The 23,081-nt window shown below is 60.8% G+C and carries 23 protein-coding genes and 1 pseudogene; 11 read left to right on the plus strand and 13 right to left on the minus strand.

The window, feature by feature from the left end:
* Positions 1-51 precede the first annotated feature (51 nt).
* From FHT86_RS30735 to FHT86_RS30785, 11 genes are all read right to left on the minus strand, one after another.
* Complete coding sequence (locus tag FHT86_RS30735) at positions 52-1,533, minus strand: M81 family metallopeptidase (RefSeq protein WP_133710936.1); 1,482 nt, start codon at positions 1,531-1,533, stop codon at positions 52-54.
* Between the two features lie 4 nt (positions 1,534-1,537).
* Positions 1,538-2,344 carry an ABC transporter permease gene (locus FHT86_RS30740; RefSeq protein ID WP_133710935.1) on the minus strand — a complete coding sequence of 269 codons (807 nt, stop codon included), beginning with the start codon at positions 2,342-2,344 and terminating at the stop codon, positions 1,538-1,540.
* The gene (locus FHT86_RS30745) at positions 2,341-3,228 is read right to left on the minus strand and encodes an ABC transporter permease (RefSeq protein ID WP_133710934.1); all 888 of its coding nucleotides are present in this window, start codon (positions 3,226-3,228) and stop codon (positions 2,341-2,343) included. Before FHT86_RS30745 ends, FHT86_RS30740 begins: the two co-directional genes overlap by 4 nt.
* The gene (locus FHT86_RS30750; RefSeq protein WP_133710933.1) at positions 3,225-4,316 is read right to left on the minus strand and encodes an ABC transporter ATP-binding protein; all 1,092 of its coding nucleotides are present in this window, start codon (positions 4,314-4,316) and stop codon (positions 3,225-3,227) included. Before FHT86_RS30750 ends, FHT86_RS30745 begins: the two co-directional genes overlap by 4 nt.
* 2 nt (positions 4,317-4,318) lie before the next feature.
* A complete protein-coding gene (locus tag FHT86_RS30755; protein WP_133710932.1) occupies positions 4,319-5,407 on the minus strand; it encodes an extracellular solute-binding protein in 1,089 nt (362 codons plus the stop codon).
* Positions 5,408-5,555: 148 nt separating this feature from the next.
* Complete coding sequence (locus FHT86_RS30760) at positions 5,556-6,878, minus strand: M28 family metallopeptidase (protein WP_133710931.1); 1,323 nt, start codon at positions 6,876-6,878, stop codon at positions 5,556-5,558.
* A gap of 27 nt (positions 6,879-6,905) precedes the next feature.
* Positions 6,906-7,715, minus strand: coding sequence for an ABC transporter permease (locus FHT86_RS30765; protein ID WP_133710930.1), 810 nt, complete (start codon positions 7,713-7,715; stop codon positions 6,906-6,908).
* Complete coding sequence (locus FHT86_RS30770) at positions 7,712-8,590, minus strand: ABC transporter permease (protein WP_166656985.1); 879 nt, start codon at positions 8,588-8,590, stop codon at positions 7,712-7,714. Before FHT86_RS30770 ends, FHT86_RS30765 begins: the two co-directional genes overlap by 4 nt.
* Positions 8,587-9,660: an extracellular solute-binding protein gene (locus tag FHT86_RS30775; RefSeq protein WP_166656984.1), complete on the minus strand. Its 1,074-nt coding sequence runs from the start codon at positions 9,658-9,660 to the stop codon at positions 8,587-8,589. Before FHT86_RS30775 ends, FHT86_RS30770 begins: the two co-directional genes overlap by 4 nt.
* Complete coding sequence (locus FHT86_RS30780) at positions 9,657-10,790, minus strand: ABC transporter ATP-binding protein (protein ID WP_166656983.1); 1,134 nt, start codon at positions 10,788-10,790, stop codon at positions 9,657-9,659. The genes FHT86_RS30775 and FHT86_RS30780 overlap by 4 nt, the downstream gene beginning before the upstream one ends.
* A gap of 65 nt (positions 10,791-10,855) precedes the next feature.
* Positions 10,856-11,746: a dimethylarginine dimethylaminohydrolase family protein gene (locus tag FHT86_RS30785; protein WP_208116698.1), complete on the minus strand. Its 891-nt coding sequence runs from the start codon at positions 11,744-11,746 to the stop codon at positions 10,856-10,858.
* Between the two features lie 110 nt (positions 11,747-11,856).
* Between FHT86_RS30785 and FHT86_RS30790 the strand changes: the two genes are divergently transcribed.
* A complete protein-coding gene (locus FHT86_RS30790; RefSeq protein ID WP_133710926.1) occupies positions 11,857-12,777 on the plus strand; it encodes a LysR family transcriptional regulator in 921 nt (306 codons plus the stop codon).
* A gap of 99 nt (positions 12,778-12,876) precedes the next feature.
* On the opposite strand, the gene FHT86_RS30795 is transcribed toward FHT86_RS30790, so the two are convergent.
* Together FHT86_RS30795 and FHT86_RS30800 are read right to left on the minus strand one after the other, a co-directional pair.
* Positions 12,877-14,316 (minus strand): aldehyde dehydrogenase family protein, encoded by a 1,440-nt coding sequence (locus FHT86_RS30795; RefSeq protein ID WP_133710925.1) that lies wholly within the window; start codon positions 14,314-14,316, stop codon positions 12,877-12,879.
* Between the two features lie 17 nt (positions 14,317-14,333).
* Positions 14,334-14,690: a cupin domain-containing protein gene (locus FHT86_RS30800; RefSeq protein ID WP_133710924.1), complete on the minus strand. Its 357-nt coding sequence runs from the start codon at positions 14,688-14,690 to the stop codon at positions 14,334-14,336.
* Positions 14,691-15,123: 433 nt separating this feature from the next.
* Here FHT86_RS30800 and FHT86_RS30805 point away from each other — a divergent pair, with 433 nt between their 5' ends.
* The 10 genes and pseudogenes from FHT86_RS30805 (at position 15,124) to FHT86_RS30850 (ending at position 23,062) form a co-directional block, all read left to right on the plus strand.
* A complete protein-coding gene (locus tag FHT86_RS30805; RefSeq protein WP_133710923.1) occupies positions 15,124-15,324 on the plus strand; it encodes a type II toxin-antitoxin system VapB family antitoxin in 201 nt (66 codons plus the stop codon).
* Positions 15,321-15,704 carry a type II toxin-antitoxin system VapC family toxin gene (locus tag FHT86_RS30810; protein WP_133710922.1) on the plus strand — a complete coding sequence of 128 codons (384 nt, stop codon included), beginning with the start codon at positions 15,321-15,323 and terminating at the stop codon, positions 15,702-15,704. Before FHT86_RS30805 ends, FHT86_RS30810 begins: the two co-directional genes overlap by 4 nt.
* Positions 15,705-15,868: 164 nt before the next feature.
* Positions 15,869-16,177 (plus strand): annotated as a pseudogene (locus FHT86_RS30815) (DDE-type integrase/transposase/recombinase); the annotation flags it as partial.
* A gap of 494 nt (positions 16,178-16,671) precedes the next feature.
* Complete coding sequence (locus FHT86_RS30820; protein ID WP_133710921.1) at positions 16,672-17,940, plus strand: M20/M25/M40 family metallo-hydrolase; 1,269 nt, start codon at positions 16,672-16,674, stop codon at positions 17,938-17,940.
* A complete protein-coding gene (locus tag FHT86_RS30825; RefSeq protein ID WP_133710920.1) occupies positions 17,937-18,737 on the plus strand; it encodes a FadR/GntR family transcriptional regulator in 801 nt (266 codons plus the stop codon). Before FHT86_RS30820 ends, FHT86_RS30825 begins: the two co-directional genes overlap by 4 nt.
* Positions 18,734-19,693, plus strand: a complete 960-nt coding sequence (locus FHT86_RS30830; protein ID WP_133710919.1) for an ABC transporter permease — start codon at positions 18,734-18,736, stop codon at positions 19,691-19,693. Before FHT86_RS30825 ends, FHT86_RS30830 begins: the two co-directional genes overlap by 4 nt.
* Positions 19,690-20,550: an ABC transporter permease gene (locus FHT86_RS30835; protein ID WP_133710918.1), complete on the plus strand. Its 861-nt coding sequence runs from the start codon at positions 19,690-19,692 to the stop codon at positions 20,548-20,550. The genes FHT86_RS30830 and FHT86_RS30835 overlap by 4 nt, the downstream gene beginning before the upstream one ends.
* A complete protein-coding gene (locus tag FHT86_RS30840; RefSeq protein ID WP_133710917.1) occupies positions 20,547-21,443 on the plus strand; it encodes an ABC transporter ATP-binding protein in 897 nt (298 codons plus the stop codon). The genes FHT86_RS30835 and FHT86_RS30840 overlap by 4 nt, the downstream gene beginning before the upstream one ends.
* Complete coding sequence (locus FHT86_RS30845; protein WP_166656982.1) at positions 21,436-22,263, plus strand: ATP-binding cassette domain-containing protein; 828 nt, start codon at positions 21,436-21,438, stop codon at positions 22,261-22,263. The genes FHT86_RS30840 and FHT86_RS30845 overlap by 8 nt, the downstream gene beginning before the upstream one ends.
* On the plus strand, positions 22,256-23,062 hold the full coding sequence (locus FHT86_RS30850; RefSeq protein WP_166656981.1) for an alpha/beta fold hydrolase: 807 nt from the start codon (positions 22,256-22,258) through the stop codon (positions 23,060-23,062). Before FHT86_RS30845 ends, FHT86_RS30850 begins: the two co-directional genes overlap by 8 nt.
* Positions 23,063-23,081: the final 19 nt, after the last annotated feature.

The raw sequence follows: 23,081 nt of genomic DNA on the forward strand, positions 1-23,081 counted from the left end.
GCCCCGGTTGTCAGTGTCTACGACGTCGGAGCAGTCACCCTGGCCGCTTTCTTACCGGAAATCAACGTCGACATCGAACGGCCAAATTGGCCGGCTGAGGTGACGATAGGGACCGAGCTGAGTAACGTCTGGATGGGTGACGCCCACACCGTTGATGGGCAGAAAGCGCCTCACGCGCTCTTCAAGCGCCTGGCGAATGTGAAGACCCAGTCCCTTGAAAACGATCGCCTGCATATCGCGCACATCGAAGCCAAGATTTTTGAAGATGTCGATGTTCTCGGTGACCATCTTGCGCTCCGTCAGGACGACAAGGATGCCGCCGACATCGAGAACTGAAATCATTCCGGCGTCGAAAGTCTTTCCCGACCACTGATCGATCGCCATCGGTCCCTCGTGGAAACGTCGCACCGTTCCAGTCACCGTTAAGGACGGGCCGTGAAGGTCATCCGCCTTACCGCCGATCGCGATAGTCAGCGTGCTCCCCGCGCCCGCCGCAACGCACGCCGCAACAGCCTCGGGGTCGCAGATCGTAGAAACGCCACCATGGGTTATACCGCCTTCGATCATGGCTTTGAGGATCAGGACGCTGTCACATGAGCCGCCGCCGGCCGGATCGTCCGCTTCGTCAACGAGACCGATCGGTTCGCCCGCGCTTTTGGCAAGCGCAACCGCGGCATCCGGCTCCGTCAACTCGACGATGAATTCGTGACGTTTCCGCCAGGCGGCTTGCGCAACCTGATCCGCCAGCCGCTCGGCAAGCGCCATGTCACCGTCGGTCGTACAGACGATGCCGAAACCCGCCTGCTCCTGGTCCGACCCGTAAAAACCGCCATGAATGGAGATATCGATGACATCAGGCAGTTTCTCAAGCTCGGCGCGCAATTCATGCAAATCATGCATCGGCCCCTCGTCGGTCGCCATGTTGATCGCCGGCAGAAGCATAGGCGCCTTCCGCCGTGCGGAAACCGGCTTCAGTCCGTCTTCCTTCATCCGCAACAGCAACTCGGCCGCTTCCAGGCCACGCTCATGGCCGTCGCGATGAGGCTCTTCGTTATAGGCAAGCGTAAAGCTCGCAGCGGAAAGCAGCAGATCGGTGGTATCGGAATGCGGATCCAGAACAACGGCGATCGGGAGATCCGGGCCAACTACGGCGCGGATGGCGGCAACCAAATCACCCTCCGGATCGGGGAAGCCGGCCGCCTCTTCGACAAACATCGCCCCGTGCAGGCTAAGCAGGATACCGTCCCAGCTTTCCTTGGCCGCATCATCAAGCAATATCGAGCGCACCCAGCGATAAAATTCGCCATCAACTGGTCCGGAAGGAAAGGCTGAAGCGCTGATGCTACCGACGACGGCATGCTTCCTCGCCTCCAAGACGTTTATGAAGCCGCCAACCACCGATGTGCGTGAGCGATGCTCGACCAGAACTTCTTCCCCAACCAGGAGGTTCAGTTCCTCAAAACGCGCACGGTCGGTCCTGACAGTTGCAAAGCAATTACTCTCGTGAGTGAATTCACCGATGAGAAAGCGCATGAAGTTACTCCTTGATGCCGACCAGGCGGTCGAAGCCGACGATGCGATCGAAAATCACGATCACCAGCAGGGTCGAAAAAATAAAGATCGCGGACACCGCCCCAATCATCGGATTGAGCTGATAGCGGATGTAGCCGAAGAGTTTCAGCGGCAGCGTCTGGGCGTTGACCCCGCCGATGAAGGCCGCAAAGGTCACGTCGTTGAAGGAAAACAGGAAGGACAGAAGGGCTGCGCCGGCAACAGCGCCGCGCACTTGCGGAAGGATGATAAGGCCAAACGTCCGCCATGGCCCTGCCCCGAGGCTTGCAGCCGCCTCGTTGATACTCTTGTCGAGCCCTGCAAGCGCTGCCGCCACCGTGCTGATCACCAATGGGACAACGATCAACAGGTGGGCGATGATCAATCCGGTCAGCGAACCGAGCAGATTGAAGTTCGACAAAAACAGCAGCAGGGCGAGCGCAATGACGATGACCGGAAAGATCAGCGGCGACAGCATGATGGCCGTCAAGATCTGCTGCCCCATACGAGCTTTCATGCGCGACAGACCATAGGCCGACAGAACGCCGACGACCGTGCCCGCAACCGTCACGATAACGGCAATGCGCAGGCTGAGGTCCAGCCCGGACATGAAGGCGTCGTCGGAGAAGAAGCGCTTGAACCATTGCAGGGAAAAACCGGGGGGCGGAAAGGCGAGGAAAGGCGAGGACGAGAAGCCGATCAGGGTCGCGATCGCCAGCGGCGCCAGAATGAAGGAAAGCACCAGCAGGAACAGGACCACCACCACGGGATTGCGATGCAGGGCGTTGATCATTGCGTGCCTCCCCGCGACCGCGCCATGCCGCTGAGCCGCATCGACAGGAAAAGCAAGAGCACAACGACGATGAAGGCAACGAACGACATGGCCGCCGCCATCGCCCAGTCATGGGTGTCGTTGACCGCCTGCCAGATCAACAGCGGCACAATCAGCACGGAATCTCCGCCGATGAACAGCGCGAAGGCGAAACCCGACAGGACGATCGAGACGACCACGAAAGCCGCCGACATCGCGCCCGGATACGTCAACGGCAGGACCACGAGGAAGAAGGTCTTCCACGGTCCGGCGCCCAGACTGACCGATGCTTCCTCCAGATCTTTGCGCACCTGGGCAAGCGACGCGATCAGGGGAATGAGCGCATAGGGTATCGAAACGTGAACCAGCGCTATGATCAGACCGGGCTCGGCATAGAGCAGCTTGATCGGACTGCCGGTCAGCGAATGCAGCAATTTGACGACGAAGCTCTGCGGTCCAAGTAACAGCATCCAGGCAAAGACAAGCACGATGAAGTTGGTGAGCAACGGCGACAGGACGAGGCCGATGATCAGTCCCTTCCCGACGAAATGCCCACGCACGAGAACGTAGGCAACGGGATAGCTCAAGATCAAAGTGACGATGGTCACGACGACTGAAAGTCGGATCGTCAGCCAGAGCTTACTGAGATAGAACGAATCCGTCAGGAAACGAATGTAATTGTCGAGCGTGAAGCCCGGCGTCAGCACGCTGCCCAATTCATGCGGATAGAAGGAGATTTCGAGCAGTTTCAGCGCCGGCAGCACGAAGAAGACGACCATCAGGGCAAGACCCGGCAGCAGCGCCAACCATCCGGACGTATCGTGCCAGCGGACATTCTTGCCCGGCATGCCGACCGATGCCGTCATGGCGTGCCCTCCAGCAGGCGTGCATCCTGCGGCCGGAACGCCATTCGGACCACCTGCCCGGGTGCCGGCAGCTTGAGCATCGCTCGCCCGTCATTGGAGATCAGCGCCTCGCAGCGTGTGCCGGATCCGATGCGCGCCACGACCGATATCCACGCTCCCTTGAAGACCACGGCCTCCAGGGTTGCGGCAAAAATTACCGTCCCCGCCTCGCCATCTGTTTCGGAGATGATAACGCGCTCCGGGCGAACGGAGAGAAGGGCCGGCACGTCAGCCTCGATCCTGCCGATACGCGGCAGGTCGAAATGCATCCCCGCGGGCCCCTTGAAACGAGTCGTCTCGGAATTGCGGCCGCCGCAAACGGTTCCCGGTATCAGATTGCTCTCGCCTAGAAATTCGGCGACGAAGGAAGACGAAGGATTGTGATAGATCGCCTCGGGTGTATCGACCTGAAGGACGCGGCCGCCGTCCATGACCGCAACGCGATCGGACATGGTCAGGGCTTCCTCCTGATCATGCGTGACATAGATGAAGGTACGTCTCAGCGTTCGATGCAACTGTTTGAGCTCGAGTTGCATGCGCTTGCGCAGCTTGAGATCGAGCGCGCCGAGCGGCTCGTCCAGCAGCAGCACATCCGGTTCGAAAACGATGGCACGCGCAAGTGCCACGCGCTGCTGCTGTCCGCCGGACAATTGGCGCGGCAGGCGGCCTTCGAAACCGGACAGTCCGACCAACGCAAGCGCCTCGGCCGCCCGTGTATTGCGGTTGCGCTTCATGATGCCGCGCATCCGCAAACCAAAGCCAACATTGTCGAGCACGGTCATATGCGGAAACAAAGCATAGCTCTGGAAGACGACGCCGAGATTGCGCCGATCGGGAGAGAGGCGCGAAACCTCGCGCCCCCCGATCGAGATGGTTCCCTTATCCGGCTGCTCGAAGCCGGCGATCATGCGCAACAGGGTTGTCTTTCCCGAGCCCGAAGGGCCGAGAATCGACAGGAATTCGCCGTCCCTCACGCTAAAATCGAGCGGATGCACGGCTGGCGCTGAACCGAAGGACTTGGCGATGCCACGAAGCTCTACGGATGACATGCTTAGCCGGCGATCTCTTTGTTCCAGGCTTCCATCCAGCTGTCCTGGAGCTTGGCCACCTTTTGAAGATCGAGCTTGTAGGCGCGGTCCATCGTCTGGGCCGAAAGCACCTTGTTGCGCAAGGCGTCGCCGACATCCGCCTTCTTGTTGGTCGGGCCGCTATACATGAGCTTCGCCATGGCGATCTGCGGATCGGGGCTCAGCATCCAGTTGATGAATTTTTCGGCAACGGCCTTGCGTCCCGGCGTGATATTCGCCGGCATTCCCAGCCAGACGCCGATCGGAAACACGCCTTCCTGCGGGAACGCAAAGTCGACGGGCAGGCCCTGGTCGGCCATGGCGAAGGTTTCGTTGTTGTAGAACGTGCCGATATCGGCGCCGTCGTTCTGGATCAGACTAAGACCAGCACCGTAGTCGACGAACTGCGCCCCCTTTTCACGCAAGGCCTTGATGACAGGCACGCCCTTCGTCAACACATCGTCTTCCGTTCCACCGGCAATGACGCTGGCGGCGATCATGCTGAGCAGCGAGCCGCTATCGGCGCTCGGACGCACGAAGGCCACACGGGACGCATCCTTGGGCTCGAAGATCGCTTTCCAGCTCGTGGGCTTGTCCATCTTGTCGGTACGATAGAGAATTCCCCAGGGATCGAACTCGACGTTGTAGGAGTATGGCGCCGATTTTGCGCCATCCGCCAGGTCGGCGGCATTTGGCACGTTCGACGGATTGATCTGGGCCAGCAACCCGCCCTGGGCGATCGCGGTCACCATCTGCACGTCGGAGAGCGCGATGACGTCGGTCGACGCGTTGGCCTGCTTGGTCTCGCCGACCAGCGTCGCGATGGCGTCCGGTCCGGATGGCGTCTGAACCTTGATACCGGTCGCCGCCGTAAACGGGTCGATCATCGCTTTACGCTGATTGTCGCCATAAAGACCGCCATAATTCAGAAACGTGATCTCCTGAACGTCGGCCGCAAATGCGCCGCCGGCATAGGTCGACGCGTAGGCTGCGATCGCCGCCTGTGAGGAGCGGACGAGGAAACCGCGGCGGCTGAGATGTCGTTGCAGCAGTGCTCGTGTGATATTGGACATTATGTTCCCTTCTTGTTTGATTGGCCGCGTTTGCAGTCCGCTTTTTGGTGGCCCTTCCCAGGGGGCCGGCGGATCTGCGTCGCTAAGCTCGTATCTCTGTTTTTCAACCAATAATTCGCGCCAGTCCAGCGACGAATACCAAAAATGCTCAACTTACTTTGGTCTTTTCCAAACTTTGTTCCGGCTCATAGGGCGTGAAGTTGGACCAGCCCCAGCGGCCATTGAAGTCGGCCGTATAGCTCCGGAGTTCATCGCTGAATTCCGGCCGGTAGTCCGGAGCGGCAAGGATCGCCTGCAGCAGGCTTGCCGTCATCTCCAGCGGCTTCAGCAGACCGCGCGGCGCGCATTTGTCGACGTCGTCAGCGGGCGTGTGGTTCCAGCCGAAATAGGCCTGGGCAATGCTGACGGACGGGATGCCGGCCGCGCCGAAATTGGTGAAATCGGTATAGCCCGGCCCCCGCGAAATACTGGGTTCGATACCTGTTTCGTCGGCGACGCCGTCAATGAAATCGTTCCAGTCACGACCGCCGAGAATGCTCAGATGATCCTGTCCGACGCTCATGCCGATGCCGTCGAGATTGATTGCGGCGACGACCTTTGCGCCGCTCGCAATCGCATCGCGAATGTAGAATTCGCTGCCATGCATGCCCGTCTCGTGTGAGCCCCAGATCGCAAAATGCACGGTCCGTTTCGGCGCGACACCTGCAGCCTTGACCGCACGTGCAAGCTCCAGAACGACGGCCGCACCGCCGGCGTTGTCGACAGCGCCGGGGCTGGTCGGCGCGCTGTCATGATGCGCGCAGACCACGATGATTTCGTCAGGGTGCTCTGTGCCTTCGATTAGGCCGATGACATTACGGGACACCGCCGGAACGACATCCGCCTCAAGCTGAACTTCGATTTCGGCGATGCCTTTGGTGGCGAGGTACGCAACATCCTGATGTCCCATGACCAGACAGGGCGGAGCTGGCATCTTGGCTCGGTCCCGGAAATTGTAGAAGACGGTCGGAACGCCGCCGATATGTCCCGGCGCCGCCGTGAAGATCAGCAGCGCTGGCTTGAACGGCGCGACTTTCCCGGCAAGCGCCGTATCCGGATAGTGGACATAGGCATCGCGCGACATCAGCCATGCTTTGCCGCTGACGTCGCCGGCATGTTCGAGATCGTACCGCGATCCGGTTTCGAGATAAACGAGCGGCAAGCGATGTTTGCCGGGCGGCAAGGTGCCCGCGAAGGGAACAGCCGTGGCCGTAAACCTCCGGCCGCCAGCGGAAACCGAAAATTTTTCCTTCCGCCAGAGCATGATCGGAAACTCGGGCGTCAGAACCTTCAGGCCGTATTGCTCGAAGGTCGTTGCGATATAAGCAATTCCCTCCGCCTCCTCGGGAGTTCCCGCAACGCGTGGGCCTAGTTTGGTCAGGGCTACAATGTGTTCGAACGCACGTTCGGTATCGGTTCTGAAATCAGTCATGAGTTGAACCTCTTGAAAAAAATATTGTCAACGGTTGAGACCGAAGATGCGGGCGAGCCCGAATAGCCGATCGACCGCAAGCACGGTGGTCAGGGAAAGCGCGCTCATCACAGTCGAGATCGCGGCAATCGTCGGATCGGGCCGGAAGCGCATATAGGTCTGGATTTGTACCGGAAGCGTCACGAGATCCTGACGGGACAGGAACAGGCTGACGACCGGCTCGTCGAAGGAAATCAGAAAGGCGAAAAGTCCGCCGGCAAGCAGTGCCGAGCTGATCGAGGGCAGAACGATCCGCCAAATGATAAGAAGCGATCCGGCACCGGTAATATTGGCGGCCTCTTCGTAGGCGGCAGGCATTGCCGCATAGGCCGACATGCAGATCCGCACGGTGAAAGGCAGCGAGATCATCAGATGCGCGCCACCCAGCACGATCAGCGTCGGCAAGAAACTCGACGTCAGCTGAAGCCGCCCCGCCAACAGCAGAAGCGCCGACGCAAAAACGATTGTCGGCAAGATCAGGGGGATGAGGGCAATGGCCTCGACAAGCCTGCGCAGCCGCGGTGAGCCGCGGCCGATTTCGAGCGCAACGAACGTGGAGAGGCCAACCGACGTCAGAGCGACGATGATCGCAAGCGACAGGCTGAGCAGCAGCGACCGCAGGAATTCCAGCCGCGTCAGGAAATTCGCATACCAGCTCAGGCTGAAGCCCGTGGGAGGAAAAGAGATCGCGGCGCTCGCCGAGAAAGAGGTGACCGCGACCACGAGCGTCGGCAAGCAAAGAAAAAGGCCGATGCCGACGATAAGCGTAATATAGGCTGCGCGCGCCAGCTGTCTCATCGCGTGCTCCGCCGAGAAAGTCGCTGTGTTGCGCCAGCAATCAGCCCCAGGGCTGCCAAGGCAAGCAGAATGAGAAGGATCGAAAGCGCCGAGGCGAAGGGATAATTGATCACCTTGGCGACGAGCTGCCGTATCAGGGTGCCAACGGTCAAAACCCTGCCGCCGCCGATGAATTCGGGGGCGACGAAACTGCCGAAGGCCATGAGGAAGACCAGCGTTGTTCCGGCCGCGATTCCCGGCAGGCCGATCGGCAGGATCACCCGTCTGAAAACGCGAAGCCAGCTGGCGCCGCAGATGAAAGCCGCCTCCTCCAGCGTCCGCTCGACATTCTGCAGCGCCGAAGCGGAAAGCAGGATGAAGACCGGAAGCAGCTCCTGCACAAGCGCGATCTCGACACCTGCCTCGGTCGACAGAAGACGAAGCGGTTTGTCGACGAGACCACCGCCCATCAGAAGGGCATTCAAAGGCCCCCTGGGCGCCAGGAAAACCATCCAACCATAGGCCCGCACCACGAGATTGGTGAACAGCGACGCGGCAATGACGATCAGCACCAGCCGCTGCCGCCATCCCATCTCGCGGGCGACGAACATGGCCACCGGCAAACCGAGGACAACGCATCCAATGGTGACGACGGCAGCGATTCTCAGGCTGGTCAGCAGAACGGTGACGGCATAGGGATCGATGATGGCGCGTTCGTAGTTGGCAAGCGTCGGATCGCTCGAAAACACGCCCGGCTGAACGAAGGTCTCAAAACTCTGCATCGCGAGATAGGCGAGCGGCGCGGCCAGAAACACCGCGACCGCGAGGCCGAGCAGCAGCGTCGCCCAAGGGGCCGGCGCTCTTTGTGCAATTGCCACTCGGCCAAAGACAGTCATTTCGCGCCGATCTCCGGAACGATATCGGTATTCCAGCGCTGCACCAACGCGTCGCGCTGGGCGTTGAGCTTCACCCAATTCGGCTGAATGAGCGCGCCGACTTCCTGTGCGCCGGTCGCCATCCATTGCGCCATGCTCGGGTCAAGCTTGACACTGGTGACCGAAGGCGCGGAAGCATATTGGGTTGCAAAAGTCGTCTGGGCGCTTTCCTCAAGCGCGGCGTTGATGAATTTTTCCGCCAGTTCCGGATGCTTGGCATGCGCCGGGATCACCAAAAGGTTGGGCACGGCGACCATGCCCTCTTTCGGTTTGGCAAGGCGGATATCCTTCTGGCCGGCCTGATACATGACGTATGCTTCGCCGCTATACATGGGCGCGAACAGGACGTCGCCGGAGGCGAAGGACTGATGCAGCGCCTCATCGCCGAGCGACTGGCTTGCGCCCGGCGCAATCGCCTTGATCGCGTCGAATGCGCCGTCGAAATCATCGGTACTGCCGGATTTGATCTTGCCGAATACCGGCAGCATATAAAGCGCCCAGCCGTCCACGACATTCAGCGCGTATTTGCCGGCATTTGCCGGATCGGAGAAGATGGACCAGCTGTCGACGGATGGGACCTTCGCCTGATTGTAGACGATGGAAATGGCGCCGAAGCTTGCGGCGACCGCCTGTCCGCCACCGTAGATCGCATTGGGATATACTTTGGCGAGGTTCGGAATCGTCGCGACATCGAGTTTGCGAAACAAGCCTTGGGAGAAGCCGGCCGCTGCGGCATCGAGATCGATATAGAGCACGTCGAAGGGCGGTGAATCCGGATTGGCAATCAGCTTGGCGAACTGATCGGTACTCGTCCCGGGGACGATCTGAATTTGCGAACCCGTCTCGGCGGTAAATTTGCTGCCGACGGCCTGTTTCACTGTATCGTCCCAGACACCGCCCCAGGAGCCGACGACAAGGTCGTCCGCCTGAGCGAAAGTGAAGGCTGCGGGCATGAATGCAGCAAGGGCCGCAAGCGCGGTTGCAACAAGAAACGCCCTGCGCTCTTGCCGGATTGGCAAAGCTCTTTTCATGCTAAATCTCCTGTTTGATAGGGTTGGTCGACCGACTGGCCGACGATCTGAACGTCGTCGTCGTTCCATCGCAGCCACGTTCTGCTTCCGATAGCGCAGTCGGACGCGCCGGTTCGGCTACGTGCAACGCTGATTGTCACTCCGGTATCGAGGCGGCATTCGAAATAAACGAGAGGACCGAGCACGGTCGCGGCCATGACGACAGCGGGCCAGGCATCGGGCACCATTCGATCGGACATGGTGATACGCTCCGGACGCAGCATGACGCGCATGCGCTTGCCGATCTCGGGCGGCGCGGCTGCGATCGTCTTCAGATCGCCGCCCCAATGACTGCGAAGGCTGGCTCTGACGTCATCGGAAGCAACAACCTCGGCGTCGACGAAATTCATGCGCCCGATAAAATCGGCCACGAAATCGTTAGCCGGACGATCGTAGATTCCAGCCGGTCTGCCAACCTGTTCGAAACGCCCGTTGCGCATCACGGCGATGCGATCGGACATGACCAGGGCCTCTTCCTGGTCGTGCGTGACAAGGATCGTTGTGATGCCGAGCCGCTTTTGCAAATCGCGAAGATCGACCTGCATGCGTTCGCGCAACTTCCGATCCAGTGCCGAAAGCGGCTCGTCGAGTAGAAGAACTTGCGGTTTGTAGACGATCGCCCGGGCGATCGCGACACGCTGCTTCTGTCCGCCCGACAGTTCGGCAGGCAATCGGCGCTCATAGCCGTCGAGCCCGACCAGATGCAGCACCTCTTGAACCTTCGCCAGCCGCTCGCCCCTGGAAACGTTGCGCGTTTCAAGCCCGAAGCCGATGTTCTCCTCGACGCTCATATGCGGCCACAGGCTGTAGTTCTGAAAGACGATGCCGAGATTGCGTTGCCGCGGAGCAATCCCCACCATGGATTTTCCGGCGATGCCGATGTGACCGGCGTCAGGTTCGATAAAGCCCGCGATCATCCGCAACAGTGTCGTCTTTCCGCAGCCGCTCGGGCCGAGAAGGGAGACGAACTCCCCCTGTTCGACGGTCAGCGAAAGATCGTCGAGAACCAGCACCTCATCGAAGGACTTGCGCACTCTGGCGACCTGCACGGCGGGCGGTGCATTGGTGGCGGGTGCGGGAGAAAGGGTCATAGTGTGACTTCGGTCCGGAGTTGAAACAGGCAAGACATCGGCCATCCCATGCATCCCTGTCGCCCTTACCTGGTGACGGTGGAAAGCGGGTCGCGCCGTAACGGCATCGTCATGCAATGCACGCTGCCGCCGCCTGCCGCGAAGAGATCGAGATTGGGATCGAGGACCGTGAAACCCTCGGCCCGGATCGCGGCGTTGATCCGTTTGGAGTGGCGCGGGCTGATCACCCTGTTCTTGCCAAGCGCCAGAATGTTGCAGGCCATCTCCTGCATCGCCTCCTTGTAGCTTACCTCGATAAGCTTGATGCCATGCTCGCTCAGCCAGGCGAGGAAGGCATCGTCAAGCACATCGATGCAGCCGAGGGCGATGCCATCTGCGACCATTGAGAAGATGACATCCAGGTGGAGGAAATGCTCGGCGAACGGCACGAGACAGACGTCCCATCCTTGCTCGCGGAACCATTGTCCGAACTGTTCGGCGCCGGGGCGCTCCGTCCTGCCGCCGGAATAACCGACAGCCAGAACGCCGTCGCGGATGACGTGAATATCGCCGCCTTCAATGCAGCCGGCGCTCGGCACCTTCCAAATCGGCTCGCCCGTTCGCTTGTAGAATTCAAGGATCGCACCGAGTTCGCCGCGCCGTTGCGGTCGCTCCAGCTGTGTCACCACGACGCCCCAGGGCGTTACCTGCGAACTGTCGCGGGTATAGACCTGATAGGAAAGGCCGGGCGTCGGGACGAGATAGTGGCGCTTGACCTCGGCGTCTTCGAGGGCGTCCTCAAGCTCGCGGAATTGCGAGAATATCCCCTGCTTGTCGAACTTCTGACCGTATTCCAGCGCGCGTCGCGAAATATCGTTCGTCGGGATCCATTCGTAATAATCGGGAGGGCAAAGCAGAACGTCGCGCAACGTCCCGGTTTCCGAATTGATAGTCCAAGGCAATATGTCTTCAGCCACAGCAACACTCCATCTATGCAGCGAGCGTAGAGGAACGGCGGAGCGCTTGTGAATGAGAATGATTTATAGTTCACTATGGCATTCATCAAACTATCATAAGGGCCAGGGGAATGGCGCTCGACAAACTGGATTTCAGACTGCTGCGCATCTTTTCGACGATCGTCGAAGCAGGAGGATTTTCCGCCGCCCAGGGCGAACTCAACCTCTCGCTCGCCACCATCTCCAGCCACATTTCGGCGCTTGAAGACCGATTGGGGCTGGTTCTGTGCCGGCGTGGCCGTTCCGGCTTTTCGCTGACGCCGGAGGGGCGCGCGGTCTATGACGAAGTGCTGCGGCTTCTCGGCACGCTCGACCAGTTTGACGCCCGCATGCGCGGTCTCCGCGACCGGCTGACCGGGACGCTGACTATCGGTCTCACCGACAACACGATTTCGGATCCCAATTCGCCGCTGGAAGATGTGCTTGGCCGTTTCAGCGACGAGGCGCCGGATGTCTCGCTTAACATCGTCACCAAGCCACCGCACGAACTGTTGCGCGATGTCATCGCGGGTCAGGTGCAGATCGCCATCGCCAGCTTTCCGCGCATCACCCTCGGGCTGACCTACACCGACCTCTACGTCGAAAATCAGCGTTTCTACTGCGGCCGGGGACACCCGCTGTTTGCCATGGACGAAGCATCGATCGACGTCAACGAAGTGCGACGCCACAACATCGTGGCTCGCAGCTATTGGGGATCGCGCGACCTCAAGGTTTTCGCGATCTCTTCTCCACGCGCCGTCGTCAGCGATATGGAAGCGGAAGCCCGCCTCATTCTTTCTGGACGATACCTTGGTTATCTGCCGGAGCACTACGCCAAACAATTCGTGGAAGCCGGGCAGATGCGGTCACTACGTCCCGATCTCTTCGGGTATAAGGCGCCTTTCCAGGCTGCGCACGATCCAGCTCAAATGAGCCGCGGCATCGTGCCGTTGTTCCTGAAGATCCTGACGGGCGGAAAGCAGAAGACGCTACCGGCGAAGGTACCCGCTTAGAGCGGTTAAGCTTTCCGGCCAGCGCCGAGCCGCTCTAGCTCTTTGTTATCCAGCAATTCCGGACGGAAAACCGCTGCGCACTTTTCCTGGGTAATTGCCTTAGAGCATCTCTGTCATGTGCTTGACGCCGAGATAGCTGAAGAGGCCCCAGGGTCCGAGTTCGCGCCCGATACCGCTTTGCTTGAAGCCGCCCCAGGCACTCTGGGGAAAGACGATCGGCGAGGAATTGATCCAGATATGCCCTGCCTGCAACTGTTCGGAGACGCGCCGGACCCGTTCTGGATCCTTGCTCACGATCGTAGCCGCCAGTCCGTAAGGCGTGTCGTTTGCCTTGGCGATCGCTTCGTCTTCGGCTCGAAAGGTCTGGACACAGAGAATTGGCCCAAAAACCTCCTCCCGCCACAAGCGGCTTTCAGAGGGCACGTCCCAATAGATGGTCGGCTCGATGAAATAACCGTCGGTGCCTTCAAGCTGTTTGCCGCCGGCGATGGCCTTCAGCCCTTCGTCGCGCGCGATCGCCAGGAATGCTTTCACCTTTTCAAATTGCCGCGCGGTGGTCAGGGGGCCCATCGTCGTCTGCGGATCGAGAGGGCTTCCGATGCTGATGGCCGAGACAGCCTCCTGCAGATGCCGACGCAGCGTGTCGGCAAAATCGGCCTCGACGAGAAGGCGTGACGTTGCGGAACAGACCTGGCCGCAATTGTAGAAAATGCCCTCCAATACCCAGCGGGCGGCATCGGCCGGATCGGCATCTGCGAACACGAGGATCGGGGATTTTCCGCCCAGTTCCAATGTGACCGGAACCGCGCGCAGTGCCGCTCGCCGCATGACATCCTCGCCCACGGCATTGCTGCCGGTGAAGGAGACTTTGCGAACATGCGGATTTTCGACCAACGCCTGTCCGCAATCGGCTTCACCGACGAGAATATTGAGCACGCCCTTCGGCAGGCCGATCTTGTCGGCTATCTCGCCTAGAATAAGTTCGGCGAATGGGGTGAATTCCGATGCCTTTAGCACCACAGTGCAGCCGGCAGCGAGCGCAGCAGCACTTTTCCAGCCGCTGGTGACCAAAGGGAAATTCCAAGGAACGATCAGCGCGGCGACACCCAAGGGCTCGAACCGCGTGCGCCCGACAAAGCCGTCGCCGAGATCGACGGATTCTCCCTGGCGCGCGCCAAGCGTCAGCGCGTGGCCGGCATAATAGCGATAGGTCGCCACAGCATCGTTGAGATCGATTTCCGCCTCAAAGAGCGGCTTACCGCTGTTCAGCGACTGAAGGTCGATAAGGTCAGCGCGGCGTGCCTCCAGCTCATCGGCGATCGAGGCCAGATACCGGGCGCGTTCTGCCGCGTCGAGTTTCGACCAGGAAGGAAAGGCAGCTTTCGCGGCAGCAACCGCTTTCGACACCTCGAACGCGCCGGCCCTTGCAACGCGACCGAAAATCTTGCCGGTCGCGGGGTTCACGACATCGAGCGTCGCGCCGTTTTCTGCGGCAATCCATTCGCCGTTCACATAGAGCAAGCTGTTGCGGAGTGTCATCGCGCCGACCCTCGCCCTCAGTTCATGATCGCGATGAAATATTTCTCCGACGGCTCGACAGTCACCCACCGTCCCGCAAAGCCTGCGGGAACGAAGAATGCCTGGCCGGCCGTGAATTCGCGCCGACCTCCCTCGCGATCCACAAGGGCAACCTTGCCCTTCACTAGGAGGCAGATTTCGTTGTAGGGCCAACTGGCAAACGATACTTCGCCCGGTTCACCCGTCCAGTAGCCGCCGAAAGAACCGTTGGCCGTCTCGAATGCCCGATACTCGGCTTCCTGCCAGCCGTCGGAGGCGTGATCATAGTCCGAAACAGGCGGAACGAATGCCGTGAGCAAAGTGCGATCAATGGCCTGAACCGCGTCTACGTTCATGATATTTCCCTTATTGATGCCACAAGCCGTTTGTGGCGCTGATGGGCATTCAGAAGATAGGGATGTGCGCGGCACCAAAACACGATGCAAAGCAAAAGCTAACTTCGATAGAAGACAAAGTATCCTCGCAATCTTTGGCATACCGGTAGCAACTGTGGGACGAACGATGATCTGACCCGCTAGTTTGCGCTCGAAGACTGAGCGTGATCGCCTTGAAACGACTCGAACCGTCGCCGTGCCATTGGATCGGGTTCCGCCATGGGCAAATTCATGCGCATGTCGCAGGCCAACTAGCGCTTCAGTTCCGGGCGACCACCGCGGCCCAAGGGCTTCAGTTATAGGACCGCGCCAAATATATCAGAGTGGAAACGAGGCATGGATTTTGCCACCAAATGGTGCTAATTTTCGTGCTGTAAATCAACGGAGTGAGATCATGCGATCGACTATTAATCTCGACGACACGCTTATGGAAAAGGCCCGCTCCTTAACCGGCACTAAGGAAACCGCCGCGCTTGTCCGCCAAGCGCTGGAGACGCTTGTCCGCGTTGAGTCGGGAAGGCGTCTCATAGCACTCGGAGGAACCATGCCCGATGCCGAGGCAGCCCCACGCCGCCGGAGCACAGCGGCCAAGTGATACTAGCGGACACGTCGATCTGGATTGATCATTTTCGTCAAGGCGACGCAGAGTTACGCAAGATTATCGAGGACGATCGCCTGCTTTGCCACCCAGCCGTAATTGGCGAGCTAGCCCTTGGCAGCCTTAAAGATCGCGACAGTGTGATATCTTTTTTGGCGGCCCAGCGCGTAGCGGTTGTCGCTACGCACGACGAGGTCATGACAGTGATCGATCGCCACAGCATTTTTAGCATGGGTATTGGCTATACGGATGCCCACCTGCTGGCATCGGTCCTCCTTGATCAGCGCGCAGCCTTATGGACCAGAGACAAGCGGCTTCTGGCAGCGGCCGAAAGAGCCGGCGCTTCAATGTACGTACCGGCAAACCTGCCTAACTAGATCCTGACACCAGTATTTCTCACACGTTTTTGATCCCCGATCTTGATGGGATTCGAACCGCGGTCTGGTTTCGGTGTATCGAGGAATCAATGGCTTGGCGGCAATACCGGCTACAGGAGAGCCCCTTGGTCTTGAGGTAGGCAGGACAGGGGCGATCACCTTGAGTCATGATAACCGACAAGCTGCGATCCTACGGCGCGGCAAAGCGCGACATCATGCCCGGAGTTGAACATCGATCCCACAAAGGCCTGAATAACCGGGCAGAGAATTCCCATCAACCGACCCGGCGGCGAGAGAGGATCATGAAGGGCTTCAAGTCAGCCCGACATCTCCAACGTTTTGTGTCCATGCATGACCCGGTTGCTAATCTTTTTCACATTCCCCGCCAGGACATTCCTTCCGATCATCACTGCGAACTGAGAACCGCAGCAATGCAGATGTGGAATGAGATCGCACTTCTGCAGTCCGCATAAGTCAAAGTCGAAGGCGGCACTTTCGATCGGAGCCCGTTAGCCCGAACCGTGCAAAAGCTGATGTCAACATGAGCCCTATGGATCGCCGACAGGTTGGAAAAACGGTGCGAGATTCTGTCAAAACCTCAACATCGTCATGTCGCTCGACAGCCAGCTTCTGGAACGTTGAAAACTTCTCGCGACATGGAGACTTGCAGAAAAAATAGTCAGGAATTGTGTGTCGCATCCATCGATCGAGCGGCAGCAACCCTCCAATCCTCATAAGGCATGATACGAGATCCGGCCATCGGCCATGCAATCTCGCCGGTGCCGCTACAAGGGCGAGCCACCCCAATCGTGACCACCTGCGTCCTAACGCCGGCAACTTCCGAGATTTGCGACTATTCCCACCGCTTGAAACTCAGGTTGAAGATTCCGATAGCCTCGTAAAACAATCTTGCAACGACACTTTTTTGGTATATGGTCTAAACAATAAACCAAAAAAGTGGGAACGCATGTTCAACGACCTGGATCGCGCAATTGATGCGCATCGGGAGACTATGTTTGCCTTCCTGGAGGACCTTGTTCGCGCCCCGAGCACCGTCGGCTCGGAACAGGCAGCGATGCAGATTTTTGCCCGACAGGCCGAAGCCCTCGGGCTGGACGTCCGCCGGCTTCCTTTCCCCAATGCAAAAGTGACCGACGCCCGGGCCGGCATCACGCCGCCCGTCGGTCTCCTCACCCCTGACCGCTACCAAGTGCTGGCCACCACGCCCGGCGAGGGCGATCTGACGCTGTTGCTCAACGGCCATATGGATGTCGTGCCAGCGGATTCGCCGGAACTCTGGACTACGCCACCCTTTGAACCTTCCCGCCGAGACGGCCGGCTCTACGGCCGCGGCGCGGTAGACATGAAGAGCGGTTTTGCCGTGGGCATGCTGGCGCTCAGGGCGTTGCGCGATGTTGTACCCAACCTTTTTGCCGAAAAACGGCTCGGCTTCGTCGCCGTGGTTGAGGAGGAATGCACCGGAAACGGCACGTTATTGTCCATCAGCGAGCATGGCGTCACCGCCGACGAAGTGGTGTTGCTGGAGCCGACCGATCTCGGTCTGCTGCTGGGCGGCGTGGGGATCCTATGGATCGACATAAAGATCGTCACGGAGGCAGGCCACGCCTATTCGGCCGCCGCAGTCAATGCCATCGAACTTGGCATGCGGCTGGTGACGGGGCTGCGCTGCTGGGCCGACGAACTGCACCGCTCCGATCCAGAGCCGAATATCGGCTCCAATGAGCGGGCCTATAACATCAATCTCGGTAAAGTCGTGGCCGGCGACTGGACCTCCAGCGCCCCGGCGGCCGCGTCTCTTAGCGTCCGCATCGGCTTCCCGCGCGGCTGGACGCCAGACGAGGCGGAAGCCCGCATCCGTACGGTGATCGCCGATACGGTCGAGGCCGATCCGGATTTCTCGATCAAGCCGGTCGTGACACTCAGCGGCTTCCGCGCCAAGGGTCATTTCATCGAGCGCGACGCGGCGCTGGTGCGCGATCTCACGCAGGCGCATGCCGAGGCGCATGGCGCACCGCCACCTGCCTTCATGCTCGGAAGCACCTCGGATGCCCGCGTTTACCTCGAGGATTACGGCATTCCGGCCGTCTGCTATGGCGCTCGCGGCGCCAACCTGCACGGTGTCGACGAATATGTCGAGCTTTCGAGCATCGTCGATGCCGCACGCACGTTGGCGCGCTTCCTCTTGATCCGGTTCGGCCGCAAGGGGGAACGATGACGTCAAGCGACGAGGTCACGCACACCATCCTGGAGGCCGAGGACCGGCACTTCGATGCCGGCCGGCATCTCGGCGCGCCCATCGTCGGCCGCCGCATCGCCGAGGACGTGGTCGACCGGCTGGTCACGGCCGTGGCGCTCGGGCAATATGTCACCGGCCAGCAATTGCCGACCGAGCGGGAACTCTCCGTCATGCTCGGCGTATCCCGCACCTCGGTCCGCGAGGCGCTGAAGGAACTGACCGAGAGCGGCTATCTCGAAGTCCGGCGGGGTCGCAACGGCGGCTATTTTGTCCGGGCCAACTGGGGACCGACCTCGGCCGAGCACGTGCGGCGGCAGCTTGTTGCCCACTGGGCGGAATTCGAGCACATTTTCGATGCTCGCAGGCTCGTCGAATCGCTGATCGCCCGCACCGCTGCCGAGCGCCGCACCGACGACGACATGAAGCCGATCCGCGCCGCGCTGCAGGCCTATCTCGACGCGCCCGACCGCGACGCTTCGCGTCGGGCCGACTCAGCGCTGCATCATGCCGTGGCGCAGGCGACGCGCAATCCGATCCTCGTCGACCTCTCGGTCGACCTGCGCACCCGGATCACGCTCAACCTCGGTGCCGAACCTTATACAGACGAAGTCCGACATATCGCCATCGGCCAGCACCAGGAGCTTGTCGCGGCAATAGCGGAAGGCCGGACGGAGATCGCCGCGGAGATCGCCGCGAAACACTTCACGCTCTCCGAGCGCCTGATGCGCGAACTCGTGGCACGCGCCGGGGCCGGTGAGGAAGGAGGCACGCCATGAACCGGCAGATCGCCTTCATCCTGCGGCGCGTGGCGCTGACTATCCCGACGTTGTTCGTTATGAGCATCATCGTCTTCCTGATCATCCGCCTCGTGCCGGGCGATCCGGTTCGCACCATGCTCGGCTTCCGCGCCACAGAGGAGAATGTCGCCGAATTGCGCCGTCAGCTGGGCCTCGACCAGAGCCTGTTCGACCAATATGTCACATGGATGATGGCGCTGCTGCACGGCGATCTCGGCAAGGACATCGTCAGCCATGCAAACCTCTCCGAGCTCCTGGCGCAACGCCTGCCGGTGACCTTCGAGCTGACAGGCCTTTCCATGCTGCTCGCCGTCATCGTCGGCGTGCCGCTCGGGGTGAAGGCAGCGGTCGGCGGCAAGTGGATCAACCGGCTGACGGAAGGTTTTGTCGTCTTCGGCATCAGTGTCCCGGATTTCTGGCTCGGCATCCTTCTGGTGCTCCTGTTCGCCGCCACGCTCGAATGGCTGCCGCCTTCAGGCTATATGCCCTTCAGCCGCAGCCCGCTCTTAAACCTCCGCTATATGACGCTGCCTGTGCTGACACTTGCAGTCGGCGAGGCAGCCTATATCCTGCGCACGACGCGCAGCGCGGTGACGGCGGTGATGGGCCGGCCCTTTGTCACCTTCCTGCGCGCTAAGGGTATCAGCACAAGCCGCATCATTTTCGGCCATGCGCTACGCAATGCCGGGCCCTCGATCGCGACCGTGATCGGCATTCAGGTCGGTGTGCTGCTCGGCGGCGCGATCATCATCGAGACTATGTTCGCACTGCCCGGCGTCGGCCGCCTTGTCGTCACCGGCATCAACCAACGCAACTACCCGACGGTGCAGGTGGGCGTGCTCGCCATCGCTACCATCTTCATCGTCGTGTCGCTGATCACCGACCTGATAGTCGGCTGGCTCGATCCCCGCGTCATGGATGGAGAAGCCGCATGAGCACGGCGGAGCCGATAACGACGAGAAGGGAAGTCGCGACCCGCAGTTCCACCTCCCGCCTCATGATTGTCGGCGGCGTCATGCTGGCCGTGCTCGCGCTGCTGGCGATTGCTGCGCCGCTGATCGCGCCGCAGGATCCCGAAGCTGTCGAAGTGCATCGCGTGCTCGGCGCACCAGACCTGCAGCACCTGTTCGGCTCCGATGTTCTCGGCCGTGATGTCCTTAGCCGGATCATCTATGCGCTGCGTGTCAGCCTGGTGGTGTCAATCTCGGCGGTCGCGGCTTCATTGATCGTCGCGGTGCCGCTCGGCCTGGTGGCGGGATATTTTGGCAAGTGGGTGGATACGACCATCTCACGCACAGTTGATATGATCCTCGTCCTGCCGGCCATGTTGCTCGCAATCACCTTTATCGCCATCCTCGGTCCCGGTAGTGTCGTCGCCACACTCGCCATCGCCGTGATCTACCTACCGATCCTCGCCCGCGTCATGCGCACGAGCACGCTGGTTGTCACCCGCAACGACTACGTCGCCGGTTCGCGAGCCCGCGGTGCCAGCCATCTGCGCGTCATCATCCAGCATGTCGCGCCGAATGCGCTCGGGCCGGTGATCGTTCAGGCCTCGGTGCTCTGCGCCTTTGCGCTGCAGCTCGAGGCAGGATTGTCCTTCCTCGGCCTTGGCGTGCAACCGCCGACACCATCGCTCGGCGGCATGCTGTCGGATGGGCGCGATGTTCTAAATCAGGCGCCGTGGGTGGAAATCTTCCCTGGCCTCACCATTGTCGTTGCCGTGCTTGCCTTCTCTTTCTTCGGCGAGGGGCTGCGGCGCGCCTTCGATCCGCGCGGGGTCGCCGGATGAGCACGGTTCTTTCCATCGGCAATCTCGGAGTCCGCTTTTTCGGCGGCGATACGCGGCCGGCCGTTGACGGCGTGTCGTTGGAGATCGAGAAAGGCGAGATCTTCGGCATTGTCGGCGAAAGTGGCAGCGGTAAGAGCACGCTCGCCAATGCCGTCATGGGCCTGCTTCCCGCCAATGCCACGGTGAGCGGCAGCATCCGCCTCAACGGCCATGAGCTTGTCGGCCTCGGCGAAGATGAGCTGCGCCGTATGCGCGGCGTCGACATGTCGATGATCTTCCAGGATGCGTCGGCGAGCCTCGATCCGGTCTGGCCGGTCGGCGACCAAATCGCCGAGACAGTCCGCGCTCACCGTGCCGTCAGCCGCCGCGAGGCCAGGTTGCGGGCGATCGAGCTGATGGACGAGGTCGGCATTCCCGATGCCACCGCGCGCTATCGCAGCGTGCCGCATCGCTTTTCGGGCGGCATGCGCCAGCGCATTGTCATCGCTGCGGCTCTTGCCAACAATCCTGGCCTCTTGATCGCCGACGAGCCGACGACGGCGCTGGACGTCACCATCCAGGCTCAGGTGTTGCAGCTGATCGACCGGCTGCGGCATCAGCACGGCACGACTGTGCTCCTGATCACTCACGACCTCGGCGTCGTCTCGCAGGTCTGCGACCGCGTCGCGGTCATGTATGGCGGCGGGCTGCTAGAACTTGCGAAGACCGCCGACCTCTTCGCGCGTCCGAACCATCCCTATACGCGAGCGCTTTTGGCGGCCAATCCGTCAGGCGCACCGCGGCAGAGCCGGCTGCCGGTGATCCCCGCCGAATGGAGCGTCGAGAGCCTCGAACAATCCGAACGGCTCAGGGCCGATGCATCACGCACCGCGCAGGAGGTCGCCAATGGCTGAACTCCTGCGTGTCGAGAGCCTGAAGAAGACCTTCGTGACGGGCGGCCCGCTCTGGAACCGGCACGTGGTGACTGCGGTCGACGACGTCTCATTGTTCGTCGCGCGAGGCCAGACGCTTGGTCTGGTCGGCGAATCCGGCAGCGGCAAGAGTACGCTTGGCCGCTGCATCCTCGGTCTGACGCAAGTCGATGGCGGCCGCGTCGTTTTCGACGGCACGGAGGTGCAGGGGCTACGCGGCAAGGCGTTGCATGACTTCCGTCGTCGCGTGCAGCCGGTGTTCCAGGACCCATATGGCAGCCTCGATCCGCGTTGGACGGTTGGCCGCAGCGTGCGCGAATCGCTCGACTGCTACCGGATCGGCACACCGGCGGACCGGGAAAAACGTGTGCTCGACCTCTTCAGACGCGTCGGGCTCAATCCCGTGCTGGCCGGGCGACTGCCGAACCACCTATCGGGTGGCCAGCGGCAGCGCGTGGCGATTGCCGCGGCCCTTGCCAGCGAGCCGGAACTGATCATCGCCGACGAGCCGGTCAGCGCGCTCGACATGAGCGTGCAGGCGCAGATTCTCAACCTGCTGCTCGACCTGCAGCAGGATCTCGGCGTCGCTTGCATCTTCATTACCCATGATCTCGGCGTTGTCGAACACGTCAGCGACGCGGTCGCCGTGCTCTATCGCGGCGCGATCGTCGAGATGGATGCTACAGACCGGATCATGCGCAATCCTCAGCACCAATATACCCGCACCCTGCTCGCCGCCGTCCCCCGTCCCCCATCAACCGCACGCCCCCCACCGCCATATCAAGGAGGCTCCCTTGCCTAAGACGACCGTCAATGGAATCAGCATCAATTATGAGATCGATGGTGAAGGCGCCCCGAATGGCACCATCGTGCTCATCAACGGCCTGGCCGACGACCTGCTCTCCTGGGGCTTCCAAATTCCGGCACTGGTCGGGGCCGGCTATCGCGTGCTTCGCTTCGACAATCGCGGCATCGGCCAGAGCGACCGGCCGGCCGGCCCCTACTCCGCCCGCATGCTCGCCGACGACGCCAAGGCGCTGGTCGACCAACTCGGCATTAGGGATTTCCATCTGATGGGTGTTTCCATGGGCGGCATGATCTCGCAGGAGTATGCGCTCGCCTATGGTGACGACCTGAAATCGCTAACGCTCGCCTGCACCTACGGCACGGTCGACAAGTTCTGCCTCACCATGTTCAACATGTGGGCCGATCTCGCAGCGCAGATCGACGTCCCCTTCGTCATGCGCGACGTGTCACTCTGGGCCTTCACCGTGCCCTTCTTCAACGAGCGGCCCGATGATGCGGCTGAATTCGCCGCGGCGATGGCCGCACTCGACATGTCGCTCGAGGCCTATCTGGCGCAGCTCGCCGTCATTCAGAACCATGACGCTATCGATCGGGTCGGCACGATCAAGGTGCCGACGTTGGTGCTGGCGGGCGAAGAGGACATCCTCATCCCAGTACGGCTGTCGAAGAAGCTCCAGGAAGCCATACCCAATGCGCAATGGGCCACGACACCGGGTGGCCATGCCTGCATTTGGGAAACCCCCGATCCGTTCAACGAGGCCTTTCTCGATTTCGTCCGCAGCCAGTCCCGTTAGTCCCGTTTTTCAGAAGGGA

It is taken from the genome of Rhizobium sp. BK313 (assembly GCF_014193655.1).
GTDB lineage: Bacteria > Pseudomonadota > Alphaproteobacteria > Rhizobiales > Rhizobiaceae > Rhizobium.